General features: G+C 68.8%; 25 protein-coding genes and 1 pseudogene. 15 read left to right on the plus strand and 11 right to left on the minus strand.

All coding sequences use genetic code 11. The features are described 5' to 3' along the window. Genes ACN28F_RS10810 through ACN28F_RS10825 form a run of 4 tightly spaced genes read left to right on the plus strand, consistent with a single transcriptional unit; the run spans position 1 to position 5,511 of the window. Positions 1-1,563 carry an ABC transporter substrate-binding protein gene (locus ACN28F_RS10810; RefSeq protein WP_421357610.1) on the plus strand — a complete coding sequence of 521 codons (1,563 nt, stop codon included), beginning with the start codon at positions 1-3 and terminating at the stop codon, positions 1,561-1,563. Beyond that, positions 1,560-2,510: an ABC transporter permease gene (locus ACN28F_RS10815; RefSeq protein WP_289207899.1), complete on the plus strand. Its 951-nt coding sequence runs from the start codon at positions 1,560-1,562 to the stop codon at positions 2,508-2,510. Before ACN28F_RS10810 ends, ACN28F_RS10815 begins: the two co-directional genes overlap by 4 nt. After that, positions 2,507-4,948 (plus strand): ATP-binding cassette domain-containing protein, encoded by a 2,442-nt coding sequence (locus ACN28F_RS10820; protein ID WP_421357611.1) that lies wholly within the window; start codon positions 2,507-2,509, stop codon positions 4,946-4,948. The genes ACN28F_RS10815 and ACN28F_RS10820 overlap by 4 nt, the downstream gene beginning before the upstream one ends. After that, complete coding sequence (locus ACN28F_RS10825) at positions 4,945-5,511, plus strand: GNAT family N-acetyltransferase (protein ID WP_289207901.1); 567 nt, start codon at positions 4,945-4,947, stop codon at positions 5,509-5,511. The genes ACN28F_RS10820 and ACN28F_RS10825 overlap by 4 nt, the downstream gene beginning before the upstream one ends. Positions 5,512-5,542: 31 nt before the next feature. On the opposite strand, the gene ACN28F_RS10830 is transcribed toward ACN28F_RS10825, so the two are convergent. Together ACN28F_RS10830 and ACN28F_RS10835 are read right to left on the minus strand one after the other, a co-directional pair. Beyond that, complete coding sequence (locus ACN28F_RS10830) at positions 5,543-6,127, minus strand: helix-turn-helix transcriptional regulator (protein ID WP_421357612.1); 585 nt, start codon at positions 6,125-6,127, stop codon at positions 5,543-5,545. A 54-nt stretch (positions 6,128-6,181) separates the two neighbouring features. Continuing rightward, positions 6,182-6,490 (minus strand): helix-turn-helix transcriptional regulator, encoded by a 309-nt coding sequence (locus ACN28F_RS10835; protein ID WP_421357613.1) that lies wholly within the window; start codon positions 6,488-6,490, stop codon positions 6,182-6,184. A 63-nt stretch (positions 6,491-6,553) separates the two neighbouring features. Between ACN28F_RS10835 and ACN28F_RS10840 the strand changes: the two genes are divergently transcribed. Further along, positions 6,554-7,495: an alpha/beta fold hydrolase gene (locus tag ACN28F_RS10840; protein ID WP_421357614.1), complete on the plus strand. Its 942-nt coding sequence runs from the start codon at positions 6,554-6,556 to the stop codon at positions 7,493-7,495. A gap of 65 nt (positions 7,496-7,560) precedes the next feature. Next, entirely contained in the window at positions 7,561-8,961 is a 1,401-nt protein-coding gene (locus ACN28F_RS10845) for a DM9 repeat-containing protein (protein ID WP_353850478.1), read from the plus strand. Between the two features lie 67 nt (positions 8,962-9,028). Here ACN28F_RS10845 and ACN28F_RS10850 read toward each other — a convergent pair whose 3' ends face one another. Further along, positions 9,029-10,066, minus strand: coding sequence for an NAD-dependent epimerase/dehydratase family protein (locus ACN28F_RS10850; protein ID WP_421357615.1), 1,038 nt, complete (start codon positions 10,064-10,066; stop codon positions 9,029-9,031). Between ACN28F_RS10850 and ACN28F_RS10855 the strand changes: the two genes are divergently transcribed. Next, positions 10,044-10,481, plus strand: a complete 438-nt coding sequence (locus ACN28F_RS10855) for a MarR family winged helix-turn-helix transcriptional regulator (protein ID WP_281553203.1) — start codon at positions 10,044-10,046, stop codon at positions 10,479-10,481. The two genes, ACN28F_RS10850 and ACN28F_RS10855, sit on opposite strands and share 23 nt — an antisense overlap. Here ACN28F_RS10855 and ACN28F_RS10860 read toward each other — a convergent pair. From ACN28F_RS10860 to ACN28F_RS10870, 3 genes are all read right to left on the minus strand, one after another. Then, the gene (locus ACN28F_RS10860) at positions 10,423-10,866 is read right to left on the minus strand and encodes a pantetheine-phosphate adenylyltransferase (RefSeq protein WP_421357616.1); all 444 of its coding nucleotides are present in this window, start codon (positions 10,864-10,866) and stop codon (positions 10,423-10,425) included. The two genes, ACN28F_RS10855 and ACN28F_RS10860, sit on opposite strands and share 59 nt — an antisense overlap. Before the next feature lie 72 nt (positions 10,867-10,938). Then, positions 10,939-11,532, minus strand: a complete 594-nt coding sequence (locus ACN28F_RS10865) for an HD domain-containing protein (protein WP_289207905.1) — start codon at positions 11,530-11,532, stop codon at positions 10,939-10,941. Positions 11,533-12,001: 469 nt separating this feature from the next. Then, positions 12,002-13,129 carry a helix-turn-helix domain-containing protein gene (locus tag ACN28F_RS10870; protein WP_421357617.1) on the minus strand — a complete coding sequence of 376 codons (1,128 nt, stop codon included), beginning with the start codon at positions 13,127-13,129 and terminating at the stop codon, positions 12,002-12,004. Positions 13,130-13,255: 126 nt separating this feature from the next. Between ACN28F_RS10870 and ACN28F_RS10875 the strand changes: the two genes are divergently transcribed. The 4 genes from ACN28F_RS10875 to ACN28F_RS10890 all read left to right on the plus strand — a co-directional run bounded on the left by ACN28F_RS10875 (position 13,256) and on the right by ACN28F_RS10890 (position 14,959). Beyond that, positions 13,256-13,501 carry a toxin HicA gene (locus tag ACN28F_RS10875; protein ID WP_289207907.1) on the plus strand — a complete coding sequence of 82 codons (246 nt, stop codon included), beginning with the start codon at positions 13,256-13,258 and terminating at the stop codon, positions 13,499-13,501. Further along, complete coding sequence (locus tag ACN28F_RS10880; protein ID WP_289207908.1) at positions 13,501-13,845, plus strand: type II toxin-antitoxin system HicB family antitoxin; 345 nt, start codon at positions 13,501-13,503, stop codon at positions 13,843-13,845. Before ACN28F_RS10875 ends, ACN28F_RS10880 begins: the two co-directional genes overlap by 1 nt. Before the next feature lie 90 nt (positions 13,846-13,935). Continuing rightward, a complete protein-coding gene (locus ACN28F_RS10885; protein ID WP_289207909.1) occupies positions 13,936-14,472 on the plus strand; it encodes a hypothetical protein in 537 nt (178 codons plus the stop codon). Further along, positions 14,465-14,959 carry a hypothetical protein gene (locus ACN28F_RS10890; RefSeq protein ID WP_421357618.1) on the plus strand — a complete coding sequence of 165 codons (495 nt, stop codon included), beginning with the start codon at positions 14,465-14,467 and terminating at the stop codon, positions 14,957-14,959. The genes ACN28F_RS10885 and ACN28F_RS10890 overlap by 8 nt, the downstream gene beginning before the upstream one ends. Before the next feature lie 239 nt (positions 14,960-15,198). Here ACN28F_RS10890 and ACN28F_RS10895 read toward each other — a convergent pair whose 3' ends face one another. The 3 genes from ACN28F_RS10895 to ACN28F_RS10905 form a co-directional block, all read right to left on the minus strand. Then, positions 15,199-15,750 (minus strand): SMI1/KNR4 family protein, encoded by a 552-nt coding sequence (locus ACN28F_RS10895; protein WP_289207911.1) that lies wholly within the window; start codon positions 15,748-15,750, stop codon positions 15,199-15,201. Between the two features lie 52 nt (positions 15,751-15,802). After that, on the minus strand, positions 15,803-16,078 hold the full coding sequence (locus tag ACN28F_RS10900) for a hypothetical protein (protein ID WP_289207912.1): 276 nt from the start codon (positions 16,076-16,078) through the stop codon (positions 15,803-15,805). A gap of 91 nt (positions 16,079-16,169) precedes the next feature. Further along, a complete protein-coding gene (locus ACN28F_RS10905; RefSeq protein ID WP_421357619.1) occupies positions 16,170-17,918 on the minus strand; it encodes a hypothetical protein in 1,749 nt (582 codons plus the stop codon). A gap of 381 nt (positions 17,919-18,299) precedes the next feature. On the opposite strand from ACN28F_RS10905, the gene ACN28F_RS10910 reads away from it, so the two are divergent. Then, positions 18,300-18,755, plus strand: coding sequence for a hypothetical protein (locus tag ACN28F_RS10910; RefSeq protein WP_421357620.1), 456 nt, complete (start codon positions 18,300-18,302; stop codon positions 18,753-18,755). A gap of 33 nt (positions 18,756-18,788) precedes the next feature. After that, positions 18,789-19,487, plus strand: coding sequence for a Clp protease N-terminal domain-containing protein (locus ACN28F_RS10915; RefSeq protein WP_421357621.1), 699 nt, complete (start codon positions 18,789-18,791; stop codon positions 19,485-19,487). 96 nt (positions 19,488-19,583) lie between these two features. Here the strand turns inward: ACN28F_RS10915 and ACN28F_RS10920 are convergent, their stop codons facing one another. Next, positions 19,584-20,033, minus strand: coding sequence for a hypothetical protein (locus ACN28F_RS10920; RefSeq protein WP_421357622.1), 450 nt, complete (start codon positions 20,031-20,033; stop codon positions 19,584-19,586). A gap of 343 nt (positions 20,034-20,376) precedes the next feature. Between ACN28F_RS10920 and ACN28F_RS10925 the strand changes: the two are divergent. Further along, positions 20,377-20,813 (plus strand): annotated as a pseudogene (locus tag ACN28F_RS10925) (NUDIX domain-containing protein). A 191-nt stretch (positions 20,814-21,004) separates the two neighbouring features. On the opposite strand, the gene ACN28F_RS10930 reads toward ACN28F_RS10925, so the two are convergent. Continuing rightward, the gene (locus ACN28F_RS10930) at positions 21,005-21,502 is read right to left on the minus strand and encodes a hypothetical protein (protein WP_421357623.1); all 498 of its coding nucleotides are present in this window, start codon (positions 21,500-21,502) and stop codon (positions 21,005-21,007) included. Between the two features lie 242 nt (positions 21,503-21,744). Between ACN28F_RS10930 and ACN28F_RS10935 the strand changes: the two genes are divergently transcribed. Then, positions 21,745-21,939, plus strand: a complete 195-nt coding sequence (locus tag ACN28F_RS10935) for a hypothetical protein (RefSeq protein WP_289207917.1) — start codon at positions 21,745-21,747, stop codon at positions 21,937-21,939. Positions 21,940-22,042 lie beyond the last annotated feature (103 nt).

Consider the following 22,042-nt stretch of genomic DNA (forward strand, 5'->3'; position numbering starts at 1 on the left):
ATGTCGACTGCTGCCCGACTACGTCGCCGAACATTGCTCGGCGGCGGTGCCGCCGTGACCGCCGCGCTCCTCGCCGGTTGCGGCGACGACACCCCCGCCGGTTCCGACAACGCCGCAGGTTCCGCCACCCCGAAGCGGGGCGGCCGGCTGCGGGTCGCGTTCGCCGGTGGCGGTGCCACCGAGAGCCTCGACCCGCACCTGGCGAACCTGTTCAACGAGGCGTCCCGGGCCAAGGCGATCTTCGACAAGCTCGCCGACTACGGCCCGGACGTGTCGATCCAGCCCCGGCTCGCACTGAGCTGGGAGCCCAACGCCGACCTCACCCGCTGGCGGGTGCCGCTGCGCGAGGCGACCTTCCACGACGGCCGGCCGGTGCGGGCCGCCGACGTACTGGCCAGCTACGCCCGGATCACCGACCCGGACCAGGCTTTCCGCGCCAAGGCCAGCCTGTCCCTGATCGATCTGCGGGCGAGCCGGGCCGTCGACGACCGTACGGTCGAGTTCGCGCTGACCCGTCCGTTCGCCGAGTTCGGCAACGTGCTCGCCGCGTTCGGCGCGTACATCGTGCCCGAGGGAAGCGAATCGTTCGACCGGCCGATCGGCTCCGGACCGTTCACGTTCAGCAGCTTCACCCCCGGCACGTCGCTGCTGCTGGCCCGGTACCCGGACTACTGGGACGGCGCCTCGCACCTCGACGAGCTGGAGTACGTGATCGCCAACGAGGAGTCGGCCAGGATCAACGCGCTGCTCGCCGGGCAGGTCGACTACGCGCACGACATCAGCCCCACCACGGCCCGCAGCTACGCCGCCGACGAACGGATCGCCATCACCCGGATGGCCAACAGCGGCCTACAGGGTTTCACCATGAAGCTGGACCGGCCTCCGTTCGACAACCGGGACCTGCGGGAGGCGATGTTCCTGCTCACCGACCGGCAGCAGCTCGTCGAGACGGTCCTGTCCGGTTCCGGGCAGGTCGGCAACGACCTGTTCGGCAAGGGCTACCAGTACTACGCCGACGACATCCCGCAACGCGAACCCGACCTCGACCGGGCCCGGGCGCTCATCGACCGGGCCGGCGCAAGCGGCCTGCGGATCCCGCTGGACACCGCGCCGGTGGCCGCCGGGTTCGTCGAGGCGGCCAGCGTCTTCGCCGACCAGGCCCGCGCGGTCGGGCTGAACGTCGAACCGGTGCAGCGAAACAAGGACACGTACTGGCGGGAGGTGCTCGACAACGGAGTGATGGCCTGCTTCCGCTCCGGTGCCATGCCGATCGAGACCCACATCTCGCAGCGGCTGCTGAGCACCTCCACGACGAATGCCACCAAGTGGACGCGGCCCGAGTTCGACGAGCTCTACGCCACCGCCGTCTCCTCGGCCGACGAGGCGGGCCGGCGGCAGGCGTACGGCGACATGCAGCGGATGCTGCACGCCGAGGGCGGGCTGCTGGTGTGGGGCTTCGCCGACTTCCTCGTCGCCACCACGCCCCGGGTCGGCGGCGTGTCCGCCGAGGCACCCGCCAACACCCTCGACTGGGCCCGCTTCGACAAGGTGTGGCTGGCTTGAGCCTGGCCCGCTACACCGTACGGCGGCTACTGCTCGGCGTCGGGCAGGTCGCCGGCATCACCACCATCGTGTTCGTGCTCACCGAGGCGCTGCCCGGTGACGCGGCGGTGGTGATCGCCGGTGACCAGCCCGACCCGGAGCGGATCGCACTGATCCGCGAACAGCTCGACCTCGACCAGCCGCCCTGGCAGCGGTACCTCGACTGGCTCGCCGGGCTGCTGCACGGAGACTTCGGCGTATCGCTGATCTCCCAACGGCCGGTCCTGGACATGATCGTCGGCAGTGCCGCCGCGACCGTACTGCTGGCCGCCGCGACGCTGCTCGTCCTCGTCCCGCTCGCGATCGGCCTCGGCATGCTCGCCGCCCGACACGAAGGCGGCCGGCTCGACCGCGCCATCAGCGCCGTCGCCGTCGGTCTCTACGCCGTGCCGGAGTTCGCCCTGGCCATCCTGCTGGTCGCGGTCTTCGGCGTACAGCTGGGCTGGTTTCCGCCGACCGCCGTCGGCACCGGCCCCAACCTGCTCACCCAGCCGGCCGTGCTGGTCCTGCCGCTGCTGGTGCTGCTGGCCCGACCGATCTGCTCACTCAGCCGGCTGACCCGCGCCGGCATGGTCGACGCGCTGCGGTCCGAGTACGTCGCCCACGCCCGCCGGCTCGGCCTCGGCACCGGTCGGCGGTGGCTGGCCCACGCGCTGCCCACCGCCGCCGCCCCGGTCGTGCAGCAGCTCGCGCGTACCACCGACTGGCTGCTCGGCGGCGTCATCGTCGTCGAGGCCGTCTTCGTCATCCCCGGCCTGGGCACCGCCCTGGTCGACGCGGTCGCCGCCCGCGACATCCCCACGGTCCAAGGGCTGTGCGTGATCGTGGCGGTCACCACCGTGGTCGTGAACCTGGTCGCCGACCTCGTCGCGTTCCGGCTCGCCCCGCGCACGGCCGGTGCCCGATGACCGGCCGGGTTCCGCGCGTGCTCACCGGGGTCGTCCTGCTCGCCGTACCGCTGCTGCTGGCCCTCGCCGGTCCGACCCTGGTCGATCTGGCCCTGGTCGGCGACGGCGCGGCCCGGACCCGCCCGTTCGACGACAGCGGAATGCTCGGCACCGACTTCGTCGGCCGGGACGTCACCGAGCAGATCCTGCTCGGCGGCCGGTCCGTCGTCGCGGTCGCCGCAGCCGCGACCGCCCTGGCCTACCTGGTCGGCGTACCCGTCGGTCTGTTCGCCGCCCTCACCCGCCGCCGCTGGCTCGACGAGGCGCTCATGCGCCCGCTTGACCTGCTGCTCGCCGTCCCGTCCCTGCTGTTGCTCATCCTGCTCGCCGCGACCGCACCCCGGGGACCGGTGACGCTGGTGGCCATCGTCGCCGTCATCGCCCTGCCGGAGATCGCCCGGATCACCCGCGCCGCGGCCCTGCCGCTGGCCCACGGCACCGTGATCGAAGCGATGCGCCTCTATCAGGAGACATGGTGGCGACGGGCGGTCGGCTACGTCGCCCGGGGCATCCGCCGGGTCCTGCTCGCCGACGCCGGGGTCCGGTTCATCGGTGCCGTCTACCTGGTCGCCACCGCCAGTTTCCTGGGCATCGGCGTCGCTGCGGACGCCGCCGACTGGGCGGTCATGGTCGACCGCAACCGTACCGGGATCTTCCTGCAGCCATGGGCGGTCGTCGTGCCCGCCGCACTGCTCGTCGCGCTCGCGGTCGGAGTCAACCTGGTCACCGATCAGCTGCTGGCCACCCGGCACGAGACGACCGGCCCGACGGACACCCGCCCGTCCGGCCCGTCCGGCCCATCCGGCCCGTCCGACACATCCGGTCCTTCACCGTACGGAAGGAATCCGACGATCCGGGTCGACGGCCTGTACGCCGACGCCGGTGGACAGCGGTTACTGCGCGACGTGTCGTTCACCGTGGCGGCCGGCGACGTCCTCGCCGTCGTCGGTCCGTCCGGCAGCGGTAAGACGACCCTCGGGCGGGCGCTGCTCGGCGAAGCCGGACCCGGCGTCCGGCTCGCCGGCACCATCGAGATCGACGGTCGCCCGGTCACCCCTGACGCGCCGCCGGCAGGCGGCACCGTCAGCTACATCCCACAGCAACCAGCGGCCGCGCTGACTCCCGTACGCCGGATCGGTCCGGTGCTGCGCGAGATCGCCCGCCGGCACACCCCGGCGCCATCTCGCGGAACGCGGCGTGTGCTGATCCGGCAGGCGGTCCGGGCGGTGCTGGCCCGCGTCGGCCTGCCGGACGACCGCGACCTGCTCCGGCGCTACCCGCACCAGCTCTCCGGCGGCCAACAGCAACGGCTCGTCATCGCGCACGCCCTGCTGGCCGGTGCCCGCGTCCTGGTCGCCGACGAACCGACCACCGGGCAGGACAGCCTCAACCGCCGCGACGTCGCCACCGAACTGCGCCGTCTCGCCGCCGGCGGCGTCGCGGTCGTCCTGCTCACCCACGACCTGCACCTGGTACGGGCAGTTGCCGACGGCGCCCTCGTGCTCGACGAAGGTGCCGTCGTCGCCACCGGTCCACCGGACGCGGTGCTGCATCGCACCGGCCCGGCCCGCCCGCCGACGACTCCGACCGCCGACGCGCCGGGCGGTACCGGCCAGCTACTGCGGGTCACCGGGCTCCGCGCAGTGCACCAGGGCGACACGGTCCTGCACGGGATCGACGTGGCCATCCGCCCTGGGCAGCGCCTCGCCCTGGTCGGCCGCTCCGGCAGCGGAAAGACCACCTTCGCCCGGTGCCTGGCCGGACTACACCCGCCGAGCGGCGGAAGTGTCGAACTCGACGGTCGCCGGCTCGCCGGCACGATCGACCGGCGGGAGCCGGCCGACCTCGCCGCCGTGCAGTACGTCTTCCAGGATCCACGGGCCAGTTTCCAGTCGTATGCTCCGCTGCTCGACCAGGTCGCCCGCCCCGCCGTACGGCTGCACCGCCAACCGACCGTCGAGGCGCTGCGGACCGCCCACGACCTGCTGCGTCAGGTCGGGATCGACGATGCTCTCGCCGCCCGCCGCCCCGACCGGCTCTCCGGCGGTGAGCTGCAACGCGCCGCTCTGGCCCGCGCCCTGGTGGCCCGACCCCGGCTGCTGGTCTGCGACGAGATCACGTCCGGTCTCGACCGCGTCAACCAGGACCGGATCCTCGACCTGCTCGACGAAGTGTGCCGCACCCACCGGCTCGCGCTGCTGGTCATCACGCACGACCCGGACGTGGTCGACCGGCTCGCCGACCACGTCACCGTGCTCGACCACGGCCGGGTCGTGGAACACGGTCCCGCCGCCACCGTGCTGCGCGCCGGCCGGCAGCCGCTGACCCGCGCACTTTTGGACCCCGACATGCCACGACCCGCAACCACGTTGAGTACCGACGAGATAGGCAGGACATGAACGACCAGAACATCGGTCCGTACGAGATCCGCACGGCCACGCCGCAGCACCTCGAGGGTGCCCGCAGCGTCATGCTCGACACCTTCTACCACGTCTTCGGCTACGGCTATCAGCCGCAGTGGCACGCCGACGTCATCGATCTCGCCGGCACCTACCTACGGCCCGAGCGGCATGCACTGTTCGTCGCGGTCAAGGGCGACGAGGTCGTCGCCACCACCGCCGTACGCGCCGCCGCGCCGAACAGCCCACCACATCCCCGCTGGCTCGTCGACCGTTACCCCGCGACGAGCACGGCCCAACTGTTCCGGGTCTACGTACGCCCCGAACACCGCCGCAACGGACTGGCCCGCGCACTTGTCCGACGCGCCGTCGCATTCGCCACTGAACGGCCCGGCTATCAGACGGTCTACCTGCACACCGATACCCGCGTCCCCGGCGCGGAGGGATTCTGGCGAAGCGTCGCCGACGTCGTACACGACCCCCGCGACGGCAGCCCGCACGCCTCCCAGGTCGTTCACTTCGAAATCCCGATCTGCCACCGCAGCCTGCCCCAGACCGGGTGACGGGTCCTCAGCCGTACCGCTCTGCTGGCTCTCAGCCGTACCGTTCGACGAGCGCGGTGCCGATCGCGGCCAGCTGGTCCCGCACCCCGGCGGGGCCGGTCACCTCCAGCCATTCGACCTGCCAGGCGAGCTCGCCAGCGAGGGTGTACTCGCTGTAGCCACGGATCACGACCTCGACGCGGCCGTCGGCGGTGGGACCGCCCACCTCGAGCCGGTCGCCGAGCGCCATCCGGAGCGTGGCTATGCCGTCGGGCGCGCAGACCGCCTGGATCTCGACGGGCATCCGCCGGCGGTCGACCTCGTCGGCGATCTCCCGCCAGCTCTCGGCGAGGTCGAAGTCCGCGGGCCGGTGCACCGGATCGTCGGTCGGGTCGACGGACGACACCCGGTCGATCCGAAAGGTCCGCCGGCCGGTCTCCGTGGTGGCGACGAGGTACCACCACGGATCCTTGGCGACGATGCCCAGCGGGTGGACGGTCCGCTTGGTGTCGGCGCCGGTGCTGTCGACGTAGCCGAGCCGCACCTGGACGCCCCGGATCACCGCGTCCTGGAGTTCGTCGAGGAAGCGCGGTGGTGGGCGGTCGGCCCGGCTCGCCCCCCATCGTTGCGGGTCCACGACGGTCGACGACGCTGCGGCCTGCGCTTGTGCTCGGAACGGCTCCGGCAGGGCCTAGACGAGCTTGCGCAGCGCTGCTTTCACCTCCGGGGTCGCGGCCGAGGCCGGGCCGGCGACCAGGAACAGGGCGCGGGCCTCGCTCGCGGTCAACCCCGACAGGTCGGTACGGGCACCGCCGACGAGGCGCCAGCCACCGCCCCGGCCCTGCGTGGCGTAAACGGGCACCCCGGCCATGGCCAGGGCGTCGAGGTCGCGGCGGGCGGTGCGCTCGGAGACCTCCAACTCCCGGGCGACCTCCGCCGCCGTCACCTGCTCGCGCTGCTGCAGCAGCAGGAGTACGGCCACCAGCCGGTCGGTGCGCATGCCGCCAAGATTGTCAGATAGACCGGTCATGAGGTGACCGGTTATGGTCGGCAGGATGGCGGCATGAACTTTCCCGAGCCCAGTCTTGTCCCCGTCAACGGCGTGAAGCTCGAAGTCTTCGAAGCCGGCCGGCAGAATGCTGGCAAGCCGATCGTGCTCTGTCACGGCTGGCCGGAGCATGCCTACTCGTGGCGTCACCAGATGCCGGCCCTCGCTGAAGCGGGCTACCACGTCATCGTCCCGAACCAGCGCGGCTACGGCAATTCGTCGCGCCCGAGCGAGGTGACCGACTACGACATCGCGCACCTGTCGGGTGATCTCGTCGCGCTGCTCGATCACTACGGGTACGACGATGCCACCTTCGTCGGCCACGACTGGGGTGCGATGGTCGTCTGGGGGCTGACCCTGCTGCATCCGGACCGCGTCAACAAGGTGATCAACCTGAGCCTGCCGTACCAGGAGCGCGGGGAGACACCCTGGATCGAGCTGATGGAAGCCATACTCGGCGGCGACTTCTATTTCGTCCACTTCAACCGGCAGCCGGGTGTCGCGGACGCCGTGTTCGACGAGAACACCTTCCAGTTCCTGCGCAACCTGTACCGGAAGAACCTGCCCCTGATGGAGCCTCGGCCCGGTATGGCGTTCATCGAGCTGGCCCGAGCGGAAGCGCCACTCGGTGAGCCGGTGATGAGCGACAGCGAACTGGCCGTCTTCGTCTCCGCCTTCGAGTCGACCGGTTTCACCGGCAGCATCAACTGGTACCGCAACCTCGACCGCAACTGGCATCTGCTGGCGGACGTCGACCCGATCATCCAGCAGCCCACGCTGATGATCTACGGCGACCGGGACATGATCGCGAAGTCCGACCGACTGGCCGACTTCGTGCCCAACGTGGACGTGGTCACCCTGGACTGCGGTCACTGGATCCAGCAGGAGAAGCCGGACGAGACGACCCGGGCGATCCTGACCTGGCTGGAACAGCAGGACGCCACCCGGGACAGGTAGACCCTGACGGCGTCCTGACGACCCAGGGTGGCCGTCGACCCGAGGAGCTGAACTATCCTTCATGGATGGAAGAATCCGAAAGCGGATACCGTTGGGAGACCGCCAGCGCAGGACAGATCCCGGCCGGCGCGGCACCCCACGGCTACGAGGAGGACGGCGCGCTGCTCTGGGTGTGCCGCGCCGAGCTGCACGGGGGTATGCACCCGGGCCGGGTCCGTCCTGATCTTGGTGCCGCCCTTATCGCCTGGGGCGGCGCGGAGGTCAGCGTCGACGAGTACGAAGTGCTGATGGATCGCGGCGTCTGGGGCATCGGGTCAGACGGCGCAGTGCCGTCGGACGCGACGCCGGTGGGCCGGGAGCACAGCGGCGAACCGCTCTACGTCGCCCGTGCCGCGGTCGCGCCCGGCGCGCTGCACGTCGGCAAGGTGCGGCCCGCTTTCGGCGCGGCCAACATCGGGTACGGCAAGAACGAACGCACGGTCGCGACGTACGAGGTGCTGCTGGACCCGCAGCCGGCTCCTGCCGCACATGTCGACGACCGCACCGGCGTCCAGATGGAGCCCACCTACGCCGACTTCGGCACCGACCCGGCGCGCACCGGCAACGTGACCATCACCGGCATCGACCGGTCGTGGAACGCCGACGGTCACCTGGCCATCAATGCATGCGGCTCGGTCGAGCTGGAGTTCGACGTACCCGATCCGGGCGTCGTCGGCGAGGCATGCGTCGCCGTCGTGGCGCTCGCGTCGATGCTCTCCGGCTCGCCCGGACACGCCCCGCTGACCGTTCGCCTCAACGGCAGGCCACTGGCCGACCGGCTGCGGATCCCGAACGGCGGCGGGCTGCCGCAGCGGCTGATCTTCGCGGTCTCGGCCGAGGATCTGCTGGCCGGCCGCAATACGCTGCGGGTGGAAAGCGGTGGCGACGCCAAGAGCATGCTGTGGCTGTACCGGGTGACGATCGACCCGATGCACGCACATGACCAGGCCAGGTCGGCGCTTGAAAGCCAGCTGATCGCAGATCCGGTGCTGAGGTACGCCACCAGCCGGGGTGAGGTCACTCTCTTCATCGACCGGGGCGAGCATTGCCTGCTCGAGCACGTGGCCTGGGCGGACGAGTCCGGCGCCGAGTACGCCGTCACCTTCGAGGCCCAGCAAGCCGCCTTCTACGGCTGGTGTCGCCGGCCGGGCAAGCGACCGAAGGAGTTCCGGGGCCAGCTCATCGAACGTAGTCCCGCCACCAGGGATACCTCGCGATACGTGGCCCAGGAAGGCTGGGGTGGTGGCTGGTATCCCTCGCACGACCTCCTGCTCGCGGTGGGGGTGGGTGGTCGCCCGCTCACCCGGTTGGCCTGGCGCGACAACCGGGGCGGAAACGGCACGATCGCCTTCCGTGACGACACCTTCCTGGGGACCCACCAGCGGGTCGGAGAGGGCCCTGTCGGCTACCGGGGCCGAATGAGGTAGGAGCATCGCTGCCGGGCATCCCGGCCAGGCCGGACCACACCCCCTCACCCACACAGTCGGCCGGGAGTTACCGCTGGTTTCCCGCGCGCAGCCAGGCGATGTAGTCAGCGGCAGCCGCGGCGGTGTCGTACTGGGGGTTGAATCCGGTGTCCTCGCGCAGGCGGGTGATGTCGAGCCAGCTCACCGGGCGGCCTCCGCCCGAGGCAAGTTCGCACTGGAAGCCGGGCTCGACAGAGGCGATCGCGGTGACGACGTCGGCGTTGCTTGTGGCGCGACCAGAGGCGACGTTGTACGTGGAGTTGGTCAGCTTCTCGGCGAGCTGCAGCAGCGCGAGTGCGCGACCGGTGTCCTTGACGTAGAGCAGGTCGAGAGCGTCTTCGGCGTGCGGCGGCGCGAGGAGTCCGGACAGGTCGGGTTCGCTGCGCCGGGCTGCGGCATGAGCCAGGGAGGGCGCGGCGAAGAACGGGTCGGGCAGGTGTCCGCCGGGACCCCAGGTGCCGCAGATGCGGGCGTTGATGATGTCCACGTCGGTCACGTCTGAGAGGTGGCCGGCGAGGAGTTCGGTGATCTTCTTGAACGTCGGGATGGCGTGGACGTGCCCCAAGGGGATCGGCACGTCCTCGGTGAGCGCACCTTCAGAGGTGAAGCCGTAGACGCCGATGGTGCTGGCGGTGACGACGCGGCGCACACCCCAGGTCTGCGCGACGCGGACGATGTTGAGGAACGCCTCCAGGGCTCCTCCCGTCGCTCCGATCGGGTCGACGTCGGTCGCCGGCCAGGGCAGGGCGAGGGCGAGGTGCACGATTCCGGTGATCGGGTACCGCCGGCCGACGGCGAGCAGCGCGTCGAGGTCGGCGACGTCGGCCTGGACGACGTGGATGGGCAGGTCCGCCAGGTGTGGGGGGATTTGGGGGGTGCGGCGCTGGAGCAGGACGCACTCCTCGCCGGCCTCGGCGAGGGCGCGGACGGTGTGGGAGCCGATGAACCCGACCCCTCCGGTAACGATGATCATGACAAGCCTTTCGCAGTAAGTCTGATCGTCAGCGGTACTGACGATCAGACTATGCCCTAAGATGGGAGCCGTGTCCACCGAGCCGAGCGCCACCGCTGACCCGCACGAGGTCCTGGGGTACCTCCTCAAGCACGCGGCCCTGAAGCTCACCGCGTTGACCGACGCAGCGCTCGAGCCACTGGGGATCGACAGCAAGGACTTCGGAGCGCTCCGGGTCCTGGCCCACCGGGAACCGACCTCGCAGCTGCAGGTGGCGCAGACCCTCGGTATCGACCGCACCACGATGGTCGCCTTGCTGGATGTGCTTGAGCGCAAGGGCATCATCACGCGACGACCGGACCCCACGGACCGGCGCAGGAACGTCGTTGAGCTCACCGAACAGGGGTTGCAGACCTACGACGCGGCACAGGTGGCGTACGGGAAGGCCGAGAGCGCGTTCCTGGCCGGGATCAGTCCGAGTGCGACAAGTCAGCTTCGCCGGACACTGCGGACCCTCGTGGAGAACTGACCCGACCCCCAGCGTCGTACGACGCACGGGCCGACTTCGCCGCATGCTGTGCTCGTGCGACGGTGGACGAGATGGCGGCCAGCTGCGGACGGGTCGGCAACCAGACGGTCCGGACACCGAGCCGCTCGTTCATCGCGGCGAGCTGGTGCTCGTAGTGGACGTCTGCAGCCGTACGCACGCCACGGACGATGACCGTGGCACCACGGCGCAGGCAGTAGGTGGCGGTCAGGCCGGCCCACGCGTCGACCTCGACGTTGCCCCAGTCCGCCGGGAGGGCGTCGCGCACGCGTACCGCCCTGGCCGTGGCCTCGGCGGTCGGTTGCTTGTCGGCGTTCACCGCCAGCAGCACGATGATCCGGTCGAACATCACCCGGGCACGGGCCACCAGGTCGCCGTGCCCCGGGGGTGAACGGGTCGAACGTACCGGGATAGACCGCCAACGAACCGCGCACCGACGTCAGCCGTCCGTGATGGGGTAGCTGTTCTGGAAGGCGAGCCGCTGGTCAGCGTCCGCCGCGATGCCGTCAAGGTGATCGTCGAGGTTGACGAAGGCCTGCCAGGGTTCCTGCCCGGAGGCGGCAGCGAGACGGTCGACGACGAGTTGTTCGAGGTCGACGACCCGTTTGGCTTTCCAGATCTTGTCGGCGAGGCTGACGAGCAGGTCTTCGCACTCGATGCCGGGCGACTGCCAACTGGCGTGCGTCGCGGCGAAGCGCGCCAGGTACGGGCCGATGCCGGCGTCGAGCAGGATCTGTTGACCGGCCGGCTCGTGCCGCGAACCCGGCCCGGACAACTCCGCCACGTGAACGGTCTTGCCGATGTCGTGGGTGGCAGCGCCGAAGAGTACGGCGTCGCGATCGACGGCCAGGGCCGGGTAGTGGACGGCCAGCCAGCCCGTGAGCTGGGCGGCGACGTCGTGTACGGCGCGCAGATGCGCGGCCAGCCGCGGCGGCGCGTCGAGCCTGAGCAGAAGGTCACCGACCGGAGCCGGCAGCGGCCGCAGCGGCCGCAGCGGCGGATCATCCAGGGCATGGCGCAGCGTCAACGGCATATCTGCTCCATGGCGCTCGGCTGTTGGGTCCCGGCGAACAATCGTAGGGCGCAATCAACTGACCACGTGCCGCCGGTAGCGCGCAGCCCGCTGATCGGTCCGCCAGCACCAGGGGCGTTCGGGCAGTTCGACCTTGCGTCGTACGTTGGCCGGGCATCTGGTGTCCGAGGGGTACCGGACAACCTGGACCGATCGGGTGGTCCTGATCCCTGAGGGTGAAACCGGCTGACCGCGTGGATGCCCGCAAACCTGCGCCTGACCTGGGCGGAGGTCGCGGAGCCGGAAACGATCGAGGCCCAACTCTGTCCGGAGCGTGCACCCGCCGCTCAACGTTCGCGGAGTCGACCCCGGGCACCTCCAGGCGGCTGTGGTCGCAGCCCGGAGCTCGTACAACTCCAGCAGCCGCTTCGGATGCTCCGTCGAGGTGACGCCTACGCACGTCAAAATTGCCCCGTGAGGTGTCCGAGCGTCACCTCGATGCACGTCGGCCGTCAGCCGCGCTTCGATGGGCATCTGATGCGGGGGTGGGCAGATCGTCGAGGGTCACGGTGCCGTGCAGCAGCTCGACGACCCGGTCGGCGCTGATCACGCCCCGCCGGTAGGCGCGCATCGCCGCCTGCGCGTACGCCGGGGCGAGCGCCGGAGACCGAAGCTCCTGCGCGAACCGCGCGCCACGTACCTCGATGTAGTCGCCGACGGTCGGCCGCTGCACCTGCAACAGGTCGCGCTCGGCCCGGGAGATCAGCTCCAAGGTGTACGCGTGGGAAACAACCGCCGACCAGTTCACCCGATACTCGGCCGACAGGACGAACAGTCGTTGACGGGGGTAGTCCCACTCGCCCGAAAGCTCGGCCCAGCGGGCAATGACCGACGGCCCGGGCATCAGGAAGTGGATCGCGAAGGCGTCGATCAACGCTTCCCGCTCGGACCGGCCGGAGCCGCCACTGACGTCCGCCGCGTACTCGTCGGCGAGCAGGTGGTGACCGAGCTCGTGCGCGAGATTCACCCGCCGCTGACCGGCGATCGCGGCACCGTTGACCAGCGCCACGCCCACTTGACCGGTCCGCAGATAGCCGCCGTCGATCACCCCCGGACCCAGGTCGAGCGAGAACGCGAGCAGGCCCAGCCGTTCGACCATCGCCTGCAGGTCGACCAAGGGGCCGTCTCCGCAGCCGAGCAGGGCGCGCGCTTCGGCCGCGCCGGCTTCCGCTTCGGCGAGTGTGGTGACGCCCGATTGCAGGCCTGTGGCCGCCAGCGTCAGTGCTCCGACGTCGGACAGCAGCTCGACGTCGCGGCTGACCTGGTCCAGCGCGTCTTCCAGTCGCTGCACGTCATGGTCGGCCGAGATCCCGGCCCGCCTGCTGGCGAGGGTCTCCGCCGGGACGGTGAGAAACCACTCGACGGTACGGCCGAGCAGCTCGGCGATCCGCGACAGCTCAAGCGCGTCCAGTTGACGCTGGCCGAGCTCGACACGGGTCAACGCCGAGCGGTGGATGCCGAGTCGTTCGGCCAGCTCACGCTGGCTGAACCCGGCCAGCTCGCGGGCGGCTGCCACCCGGCCACCCACCGCTGCCCAGCTTCGCAGCCGTGCACGCATCACAGCCCCACTCCCGCCTCAATGGTGCGAAAATCGCACTACTGAAGGATAGATCGGCAAGATCTAGTGCGCCTTCCATGCCCCGACAGGTTGCAGCTGTAGTACCACCGGCGGTACCATCAAGCCATGCCGTCCGTAGAGAAGCTCGTCGAAGCGATGCGAAGAAGCCAGCAGAACATCGCCTACAACGACCTCTACCGGGTGTGCGAGCACTACTTCGGGAAGCCGCGACAAGACAGCAGCTCCCATGCGGTGTTCAAGATGCCCTGGCCAGGCGACCCTCGAGTCAATATCCAAAACGACAAAGGCAAGGCCAAGGCGTATCAGGCGCGGCAGGTGCTCAAGGCGATCGAGAAGAAGGAGGTGCTGTGATGCAGTCCGCTGACCGGCCCGAGGTGTCTCACTTCACCTACCGCGTCACGTGGTCGGCCGAGGACGGCGAGTTTCTCGCTACCTGCGCCGAGTTCCCATCCCTCTCGTGGCTGGCATCCACCCAGATCAAGGCTCTCCAGGGAATCCAGGATCTACTGCGTGAAGTGCTCGCCGACATGGAGGAGCAGGGCGAGCAGGTGCCGCAGCCGTTCGCTGACCGCAGCTACTCAGGCAAGTTCAACCTCCGCGTCGGAGAGAGCCTGCACCGCGAACTGGCTATCCGCGCCGCTGAGGATGGCATGAGCCTCAACCAGTACGTCTTGCGAAAGCTCAACGCTGCCTGAACATAGAGCTACCGGCGACCAAGCCCCGCGAGATGGTCCGGCCAGAGAACCCTGTCGCGCCGCGTTACGGCGAGGGCGATGATCGGGTCCATGACCAGCTTCCCGGCGCAGGCGCGCCGCGTACGCGACAGCACGCTTGCGCCACAACGCAGGCTGTCCGCGTTGCGGGAGTGCACCCAGCACTGCGCGCCGTACGGATTCCGCGCCACCTGGCACCACCTGGTCGTCTCCGCGCGCATCCCGCGCCGGCCGGTCGACGACCCCGGCGCGCTGGTCCGCGCCGTCGACGAACTACAGCGGGTGCGCGACGTGGTCCTGCCCCGCGGAGCCGAGTACGCCGGCCAGCGCCGTCAGGAGAAGTTGGCTGGCCGGCGGTGCGTACGGACTTCGCCGCCCTGGAACTCGTGGGGCTGGTCGGACATCGCCTACTGCCCCGACCCGGAACACCACCCGACAGCACCACTGGAGACGGTCGTCCGGGCGGTCCTCGACCGCCAAGCAGCCGGCGTCAACGCCGATACGCACTGCCTAGCGTGCGGCAAGGAACGGCGCCAACCCGGCCGCGCCTGCCCGACCTGCGGCGTCCATCCAGCCGGTCGCGCCGGACGCTGGTATGACGGTGGCTGACATCGACGAGCTGCTGCCACCCTCGCGTTCGCCTCGGGACTACCTGGATCTCGTCGCCGATCCTCGGGTCGACCAGGCGGTGTTGCACACCCTGGCAGCCAGCCCGTACTCGTTCGTGCGCCAAGCGGTCGCCGACCATCCGCTCGCCGACGCACGAACCCTGTCCACTCTGCCGACAGACGACCTCGACCGGTGGGATCGCAACCGCCTGGTCGCCACAATCGCGCGGCACCCGAACGCCGACCGGGCGGTGCTGCTCGGCGTACTGGCTGAGACGTTGATGATGCTACGGCTGCCTGACGTCAGGCCGTATGCCTGTGCCCTCGCCCTCGCGGAGCGTCCCGAGCTTGAGCCTTTCGAGGTGTCAGCCCTCAACGATCAGCCTGGCGCCTCCCGTTGGATGCGCCGCGGTGTGCGTCGTCGTCTGGCCATGCGTCCACCAGCCCACCGGTCGTTGTCGTCACCGGACTACGCCGATCGATCGTGATCTGGCTCCTGCCTACTGCGCCGCGCGTGCTCACGTGCCGGCGGGTGGCCGGGCTGGCTGGTCTGGCATCCAAATGTGTCGTCGAGGTGAGGTTGACGCACGTCAAAATCGCGAGGTGAGGTATCTGAGCCTCACCTCGATGAAGTCCCCGCCGCCTCAACACCCGTGTCCGCCGCCCGCAGTACGGGCGACGAGCTCTGTCGTCACTTATTCGGGCGATCCCATGACGTCCGCTTCTCTCAGCACTCGTCGTCGTACTCGCTCTCGGGCCGCAACGCCAGCAGGAAGGACACGAAGTCTGGGGCGAGCACGGTCACCTGGTAGTCCCACTCTTGATCTACATGGACCACCTGCGGCTCGCCGTCCGGGCCGCAGTCCCGGTAGTCGAACGCGATCATGTCGTGCCCAGCAGAGGGGCAGGTCGCGAAGTACACGCCGATCGGCGGATAGGCCCATTCCTCGATCCAGAACCAGCTGCCGGCTTCACCTGCCAGCGAGTATCGCTTCTTCCTCCCGATCCCCATGATGCTGTCTACGGCGACGTGATCCTGCGCCCATGTGGTCCGGCTCGGCGCAGGGCAGCACGGGTCACGCGGTATCCCGCCGTTGTGCGACCTCATCAGCGTCAGGTACGACGTCGGCAGACGGAAGCCCAGTTCGGCCTGCACCGATGCGATCAGAGCGTCCGACGGCGGCGCGTCGACGTAGGTGTCAAGCGCGTACTCGCTGTCGTCCCAGAACGAGGCCACAGCAAGGCCAGGATAGGCGTGCTGGACGAATTCATGGAGCATAGTGCTCCTTGCGACCGGTGACGATTGCCGTGCTGTACCTGTCAGCTGGCCATCATGGGCTGCTGGATCGCAGCGACGCTTCGATGGGCATCGGGTGCGGGGAGGGCAGGTCGTCGAGGGTCACGGTCCGGTGCAGCAGCTCGACGACCCGGTCCGCGCTGATCACGCCGCGCCGGTAGGCGCGCATCGCCGCCTGCGTGTACGCCGGGGCGAGCGCCGACGGCTGAAGCTCCTGCACGAACCGCACGCCACGGACCTCAAGGTAGTCGCCGGCCGTCGGCCGCTGCACCTGCAGCAGGTCGAACTCGGCCCGGTAGATCAGCTCCAAGGTGTACGCGTGGGAACGGCCGCCGACCAGCTCACGCGGTATTCGGCGGCCAGGATCGACTGGATCGAGGCCTACTCCACATCGCAAGCCGTCAGATCGGGCCAGTCGCCTCCATAGACGCCGTGCCGCCACTCTCGCCTTTCCGACTCGCCTCGCCGGGGGCGTGGTGCCGCCGTTGAAGCTCATCGCGTTCAATGTCCGGGATCGTCATCGACTCCGCGAGCACGGCGGCGAGCATGTCGACCTGGGTGCTGTCGATGTCGGCGTGGAAGAACCACCGGATGTTCTCATCGCGGGTGATGAGGTCGACCGCCAAGCGCCCACTCTTGTCCTGCAGCGTCGGTACTCGGACATATCGCACCCGGTCCACCGGGACGTCCTCACGGATCTCGCCTTGCTCGAGGAACGCGTTCGTCATGGCCGTGATGATGCGACGATCCGTGACGGCGACCAGTGTCTTTGCCGCCGCCTTGTCCCTCGCTGCCGCAAACCTGTCCTTTGCCCCGCTGAAGATCGCCGAGATCGAGCCGAGACCGTCGAGCTGGTCGGAAAGGCCGAGGACACGTAGGGTCTCATCGTCCTCCAGGAACCACCGCAGAATGCGGAGGTACGGCTCGATATCTAGCGATTTCGGTGCGCAGACGACGCCCGGAGCCTCAAGCGGAGGGGCTGGCGGATGCAGAGCATCGGCAAGCGGCTCGATCGCCTTGAGAAGGCGGGCGGAGGTCCGGCGGGCTGCGATCGAGTCCTTCCGTTTCCCCGGTAGCGGCAGCGTGTCGCGGCCGGGGAGCTCGGCGAGGATTCGTAGCTCCCGCGTCAGCGAGTCGATGAGTCTCGTCGTCTCGGCGAGAGCGGAGTCAAGCTCCGTACGGGTGTCGCGGACGATGACGTCGACGAGCCGCGCCTCGTCAGCGTCATCGCGGCCGGCTGCCCTCGCCTTCCCCACACGTAGCGCCTGATACCCGGTCCACGCCTTGACGGAGGACAGGAGGGCATAGGCGTCGAAGACGATCGCCTCCGCGTTTGTCTGGAGATACTCACGGCCGCGACGTACCTCGGTCCGAGCGATCTGCGCCACGTGGCCGCGGACATGCCCTCGGTACAGTTCAAGCTGCTTGCGCAGTGAGGCTTCGCTGCCCGCGACGCTGTCCCACAAGGACGGTGGGACCGATTCGATCTCTCGTGCGTGGTCAACTGCGCGTTCGACGGTGGCGACGAGCCCGGTCAGCTCGGCCCACTGCTCGTTGCGAATGGCGGTGAGCACCTGACTTGTCAGCGCGATGTTGGTCCTGACTAGGCCCGTGATCTCGCTCAGCTGCATCTGAAGGGCGACCATGGCCAGCGCTGGCCCGACCGCCGCCGCGATCTGCGCCGCGCTCGCCGCAGTCACGGGGATGAAGCGGGCCTGAGCAACGATGCGACCAGGGGTCATCACCGCTCCGAGGTTCGCGCCATCCTTGACGGCAAGTGTCGCGCCGGCCCTCAGTAATCCCTGGGTCTCGCCGCTGATCCGGTAGAGCCCCTGTGCGCTGGCGAATGCGTTCCTGAGGTTTCCGGCCACGGTCGCTGTGCTTCCGATCGAGGCCAGGACGGTCGAGATCTGCTCACGGTCGGCGGCCGGCACAAGGCCAAAGTCGATCAGGGCGGGCCTGAGCTCCGCCGGGACCTCACCGAAGACCACAGCAGCTCCGGGGAACACCTCAGCCAGGACCATCGGTGTCGTCGTTGAGTCGATGTCCGTGTCGGCTGTCGGATCGTCCACCGCAGGTGAGTCGACGGAGCTGCTCCCGGCGCCGTGCTCGGGCTCGGCGGTCTCCATCGAGTCCGATAGGTCCTGCATGTGATCTCCTCCGGCAAGGGCGTGCACTGGCAAGCCGCCGTCGGCGTTCGGAGCCGAAGCGAAGGTTCGACGCCTGCGAGTGCAGTGAAAACCTGCATCCGGTCGCTGCGCGAAACGTCAAAATTCAACCGCGCCGCGACGGGAGCGCGACGCTGGCCACTGTAGCCCTGCCGACCACACCACGCCATCCCGCATTCCGTCCGGAAGTCGACTTGCACGATTCCACAAAAACACCCAGAACTCCGCTGAACGGGCGCAGATGAGAAGCGCCTGGTTGTGCCATCCATCACCGCCGGCTACGTACTCCTGCGCAACTCGGCTCAGGATAGGAGCGGCACTCCGTCAAGGAGCTCGGTTGCTGATGGTCGCGATACTCGCGTCATGGACGCGGTAGGCGTACGGCCGGGTGGCAGCCTGGTGGGGACTCTGGCCAGCGCCTACCGGCGGACGGTGCGCGACGGGCACCTGGTGGTGAGCTCAGCCCAGGTGCTACGCCGAGGCGTGATTCGAGTTCCTGAGCTGGACGGCTTCCCACCGCCGTGGTCACGGGCCTGGCGGCAGGGGCCGGAGCCAGTCGACGACGAGCCGCCACCGCATCGGTCGCGCCTGTTCCCCGAGTTCGATCAGCAGGTGGAGCTGTTCGCCGAGGGTGCGCTGCGGGAGGCGACCCACAACGGCGGTCCCGGCGAGGCCGTGTTCTCCGGGCTGGTCCGGCACGCCGTCTACGAAGCTGTTCACGAGGCGAGCCGCCTCCACGGGGCGCCCGCTGGAGTCCGCCACCTACTGGCGGCGATGTACGCCGTGCCAGGTAATGCTGCCGCCCGGCTCACCGAGTAGATGTGGGTGCCCGGCCACGGGGATGATCGTCTGTTGAGCCGCCAGTTACCCCGGTACCGCGCTGGCGACCCTCCACCGAACTGGGCTCCGGAGATGCTCAAGGTGATGGGCGTCCTCCCGACGACGATTCCGGTCGTGCCGCAGACCCTCTGGAAGGCCGTCGTGACTACCGGCGGATACTTCCTGCTGCGTCGCCCGTTCCATCGGCACGGCACCCGCTACGGACATGTCATTCCGATCATCGTGGAGCGGGATGCCGCCCTACAGGCAATCCGGCTCGGCCGCACGCGCACCGGCACCGTCGAGGTGTTGTTGAGCATCCTGGACCTGCACGAGCAGCTACACGCTGCCGGCGTGGACCTGCCGGAGCCGGTCGCCCAGCACAACACCGCCGGTCAGATCCTGCGTACGCAGGGAGTCACCTTGCTCGCCGCGACCGTCGCCGCTGCCCGCTCGCTGGACACGCCGCAGGTCGGTGCCGATCCGACTGCGGTGCGGTCGCCGCCACGACCGACGGCCAGTCGAACCGCACCGCCGCTGGATCCCGATGCCGAATCCGCACTCCGTACGGCGAGCATGGCCGCACGGGAGTCCGGTCACCCGTTCGCCGGCACGACACACCTGCTGGCGGGCATCCTGCGGGACCGCGACGGCCCAGCCGCTCGACTACTGCGCGGCCTCGGTGCCGACCCCGAGGCCATCTTCGAGCAGACATCCGTACGGCCAGATTGACGAACCGCGCAGCACACCGCTCCCGTGGCGGATGCGTGGGCTACCCGTTCTCTTGGCTGAGCTGGAGACAGGAACGGCTTCCGGGGACAGCCAGGGTCACAGAACCCTGACGCCGGCTCTCGTGATGTGCGCCGCGAGAACCCTGTGTCCTCCATCGTCGCGCCAAGCTTCGGCGCGCCCACTCTCTCGCAGCAGTTCGTCACCTGCCACAAGGGTGCCGTGATCCCATTCGGCTGGCCAGCCGTCGAATCTGCGCACCTCGACGAGGCCTCGGGCCACCAACGAGACCAGGCCCGGCCCGAGGATTTCAGCTAACCAACTCGCTGACTCGGCCTCGTCCCAGCCGAGTTCCCACAGGGGAAGCGGCGAATCCTCCAAGGGGCAGAGGACCAGTTCCTCTGCCCGGTCCAGACCTTCATCCACGGCCGTCGGGGACCTCCTCGGTGCGGTCCGGCGCTCCGCGCGCCTGAGCTGGATCAGCCGCGAACCGCTCAGATTGGCGGGCGGCTCTGCCACTGTCGGAACCTGAATCATCAGGTTCGCCACCCAACTCACCCGTACAGGCTTCACGATCTCGCGACGCCGGACCACCGATTTCGTTACGCAGCAACTCTTCGACGCGTTCGGATATGTCGTCACGCCCGCTCCGACCGGCCGCACGTGCAGTAAGCGTTCGCTGGCCGGTCGGGCCGGAATCGGCCGAGGGGCGCGCCGCCTCACGGACGTCGGCGACGGTCAGGTCCGGCGAATCCTCCACGATGCCAGCCTCGCTCATCTCGTCAGCGACCATTCCTCCGTCATGGCAGCACCGTATCCAGCCGACCGGCAGCTCTACGGATCGACGGCACCCTGCGGCGGGCAGCAGTACGCTGCTCGGGTGGCCGTACGAGTGGATGCTCGGATCGCCGCCGTGATCCTGGTCGATCCGGCAGGTCGGTTGTTGTTGCAGCTCCGTGACCGGCAACACCCGCGTCGACCCGTACCGCTGGTGTCTGCCGGGCGGGAACGTCGATCCGGGCGAGGATCCACTGACTGCCGCTCACCGAGAGTTGCTGGAGGAGACCGGCCTCACGGAGCCGGAGCTGCGCCTGTTCTGGCAGGGACTCGCCCCATCGGCGAAGTTCCCCGGCGCGGTCGGCGAGTTCTCGATCTTCTACGCGCCGACCGACGCCACGGACGAGGATGTGGTGTGCGGGGAGGGTGCCGCGATGCGGTTCGTGGCCGGCACCGTCCGTGCGCACTCTGGAGTTCGGACGGGCGTACGGCGAGATCGTCCCGCGCTTCCTGGACTCCCCGCTGTACCGCGAGCTGATCACCGCCGGTTGACCCGATGGCGGGCGGCCGGGTGGATCGCTGCCCCGGCTGGGCTCCGTTCGTCAGGAGGCGCGCGTGGATGCCCGGCACCGCGAGCAGATCGTCGATCGCCGCATAGAACCCCTCGAAGCTATCGATCCGGTCGAACTTCCCCAGGTATCGGCGAAACGCCTGGCTAAACGTGCTCGGGATAGCTTGCCGGTTCAGGCCACCGTGACATAAAGGCCAGTCGAGAGCCAGCCGAGAACGGCCACACCGTACAGCAGTCGGAGAGCCTCGGTTTTTGTCCACGCCAGGCCGAAACGACGCGGTGGCGGAATCCGGCCGTGCGGAAGCACGCTGGGGGCCGAGCCGGCCTCGATCTGGCGCAGTCCGTAATAGTCTTGTTCCAGGAAGGCCGCCCATTGTCGGAAGTGCCGACAGTTCTCCATGTTCTTGCGTTCCCACCGGTAGATCGCGAAGGTAACGAGTGCCGCGAAAAGACTCAGAAGCACAACCGCAACTTGAGGAACCGCCGTCGCGGGCGAGCGCATCAGCAGGACGATCCCGATTCCGGTCACTAACGGAATCGCCGTCATGAGCTTGAGGCTGATCTCGTCAGTCGCTCTCGTGTGAGCACACAACTCCTGGTAGACGATATTCAGATCGCCTTGGCCGAGCGGGAACGGCTGACCCGGTGTCACCTCGTGATTGTCTTCCATCATTGCTCCGATCCAGTGACCAGGTTGGACCTCTCAACACCCGGATCATCACACCAAGCGACAAACACCCTGGTAGCAGGCCTCGGCACATGATCAACTTACGACGATACCTTCTTGCACGTCTATCGTACGATGCGCACATGGCTGTTGATCACAAACCGTGACCGGCGCCGCAGAGCACAGAAGCCAGTACAGTCGAGCTGGAGAACGCCCGCGTCGGCTATCAAGCAGCGGTTTCTTTGATGGCAGTTGAGGGCAACCTGGTGTGGGCACGTTACGGGCTGATGGCCCTCGCGCATACGATCATCCTGACGGCAATCGGGCTGACATCCGGCGCACAGCAGCCAACGAGAACCATCACTTTGGTCGGCCTCTCGCTGGTCGGACTCACGCTGTGTGTCGTCTGGTGGCTGGTCAACGACATCGGCTTTCGCTAATTCTTCTACTGGCTGTTCGCGGCACGCAAGCTAGAGGAGCGCCATTTAGGTCCCTTGCGCACCCTCAGCAGAGGCATTCCCCTGCCCGGTCACCAGACACAAC

Origin of the sequence: Solwaraspora sp. WMMA2101 (assembly GCF_049179175.1) — a bacterium.
GTDB lineage: Bacteria > Actinomycetota > Actinomycetes > Mycobacteriales > Micromonosporaceae > Micromonospora_E.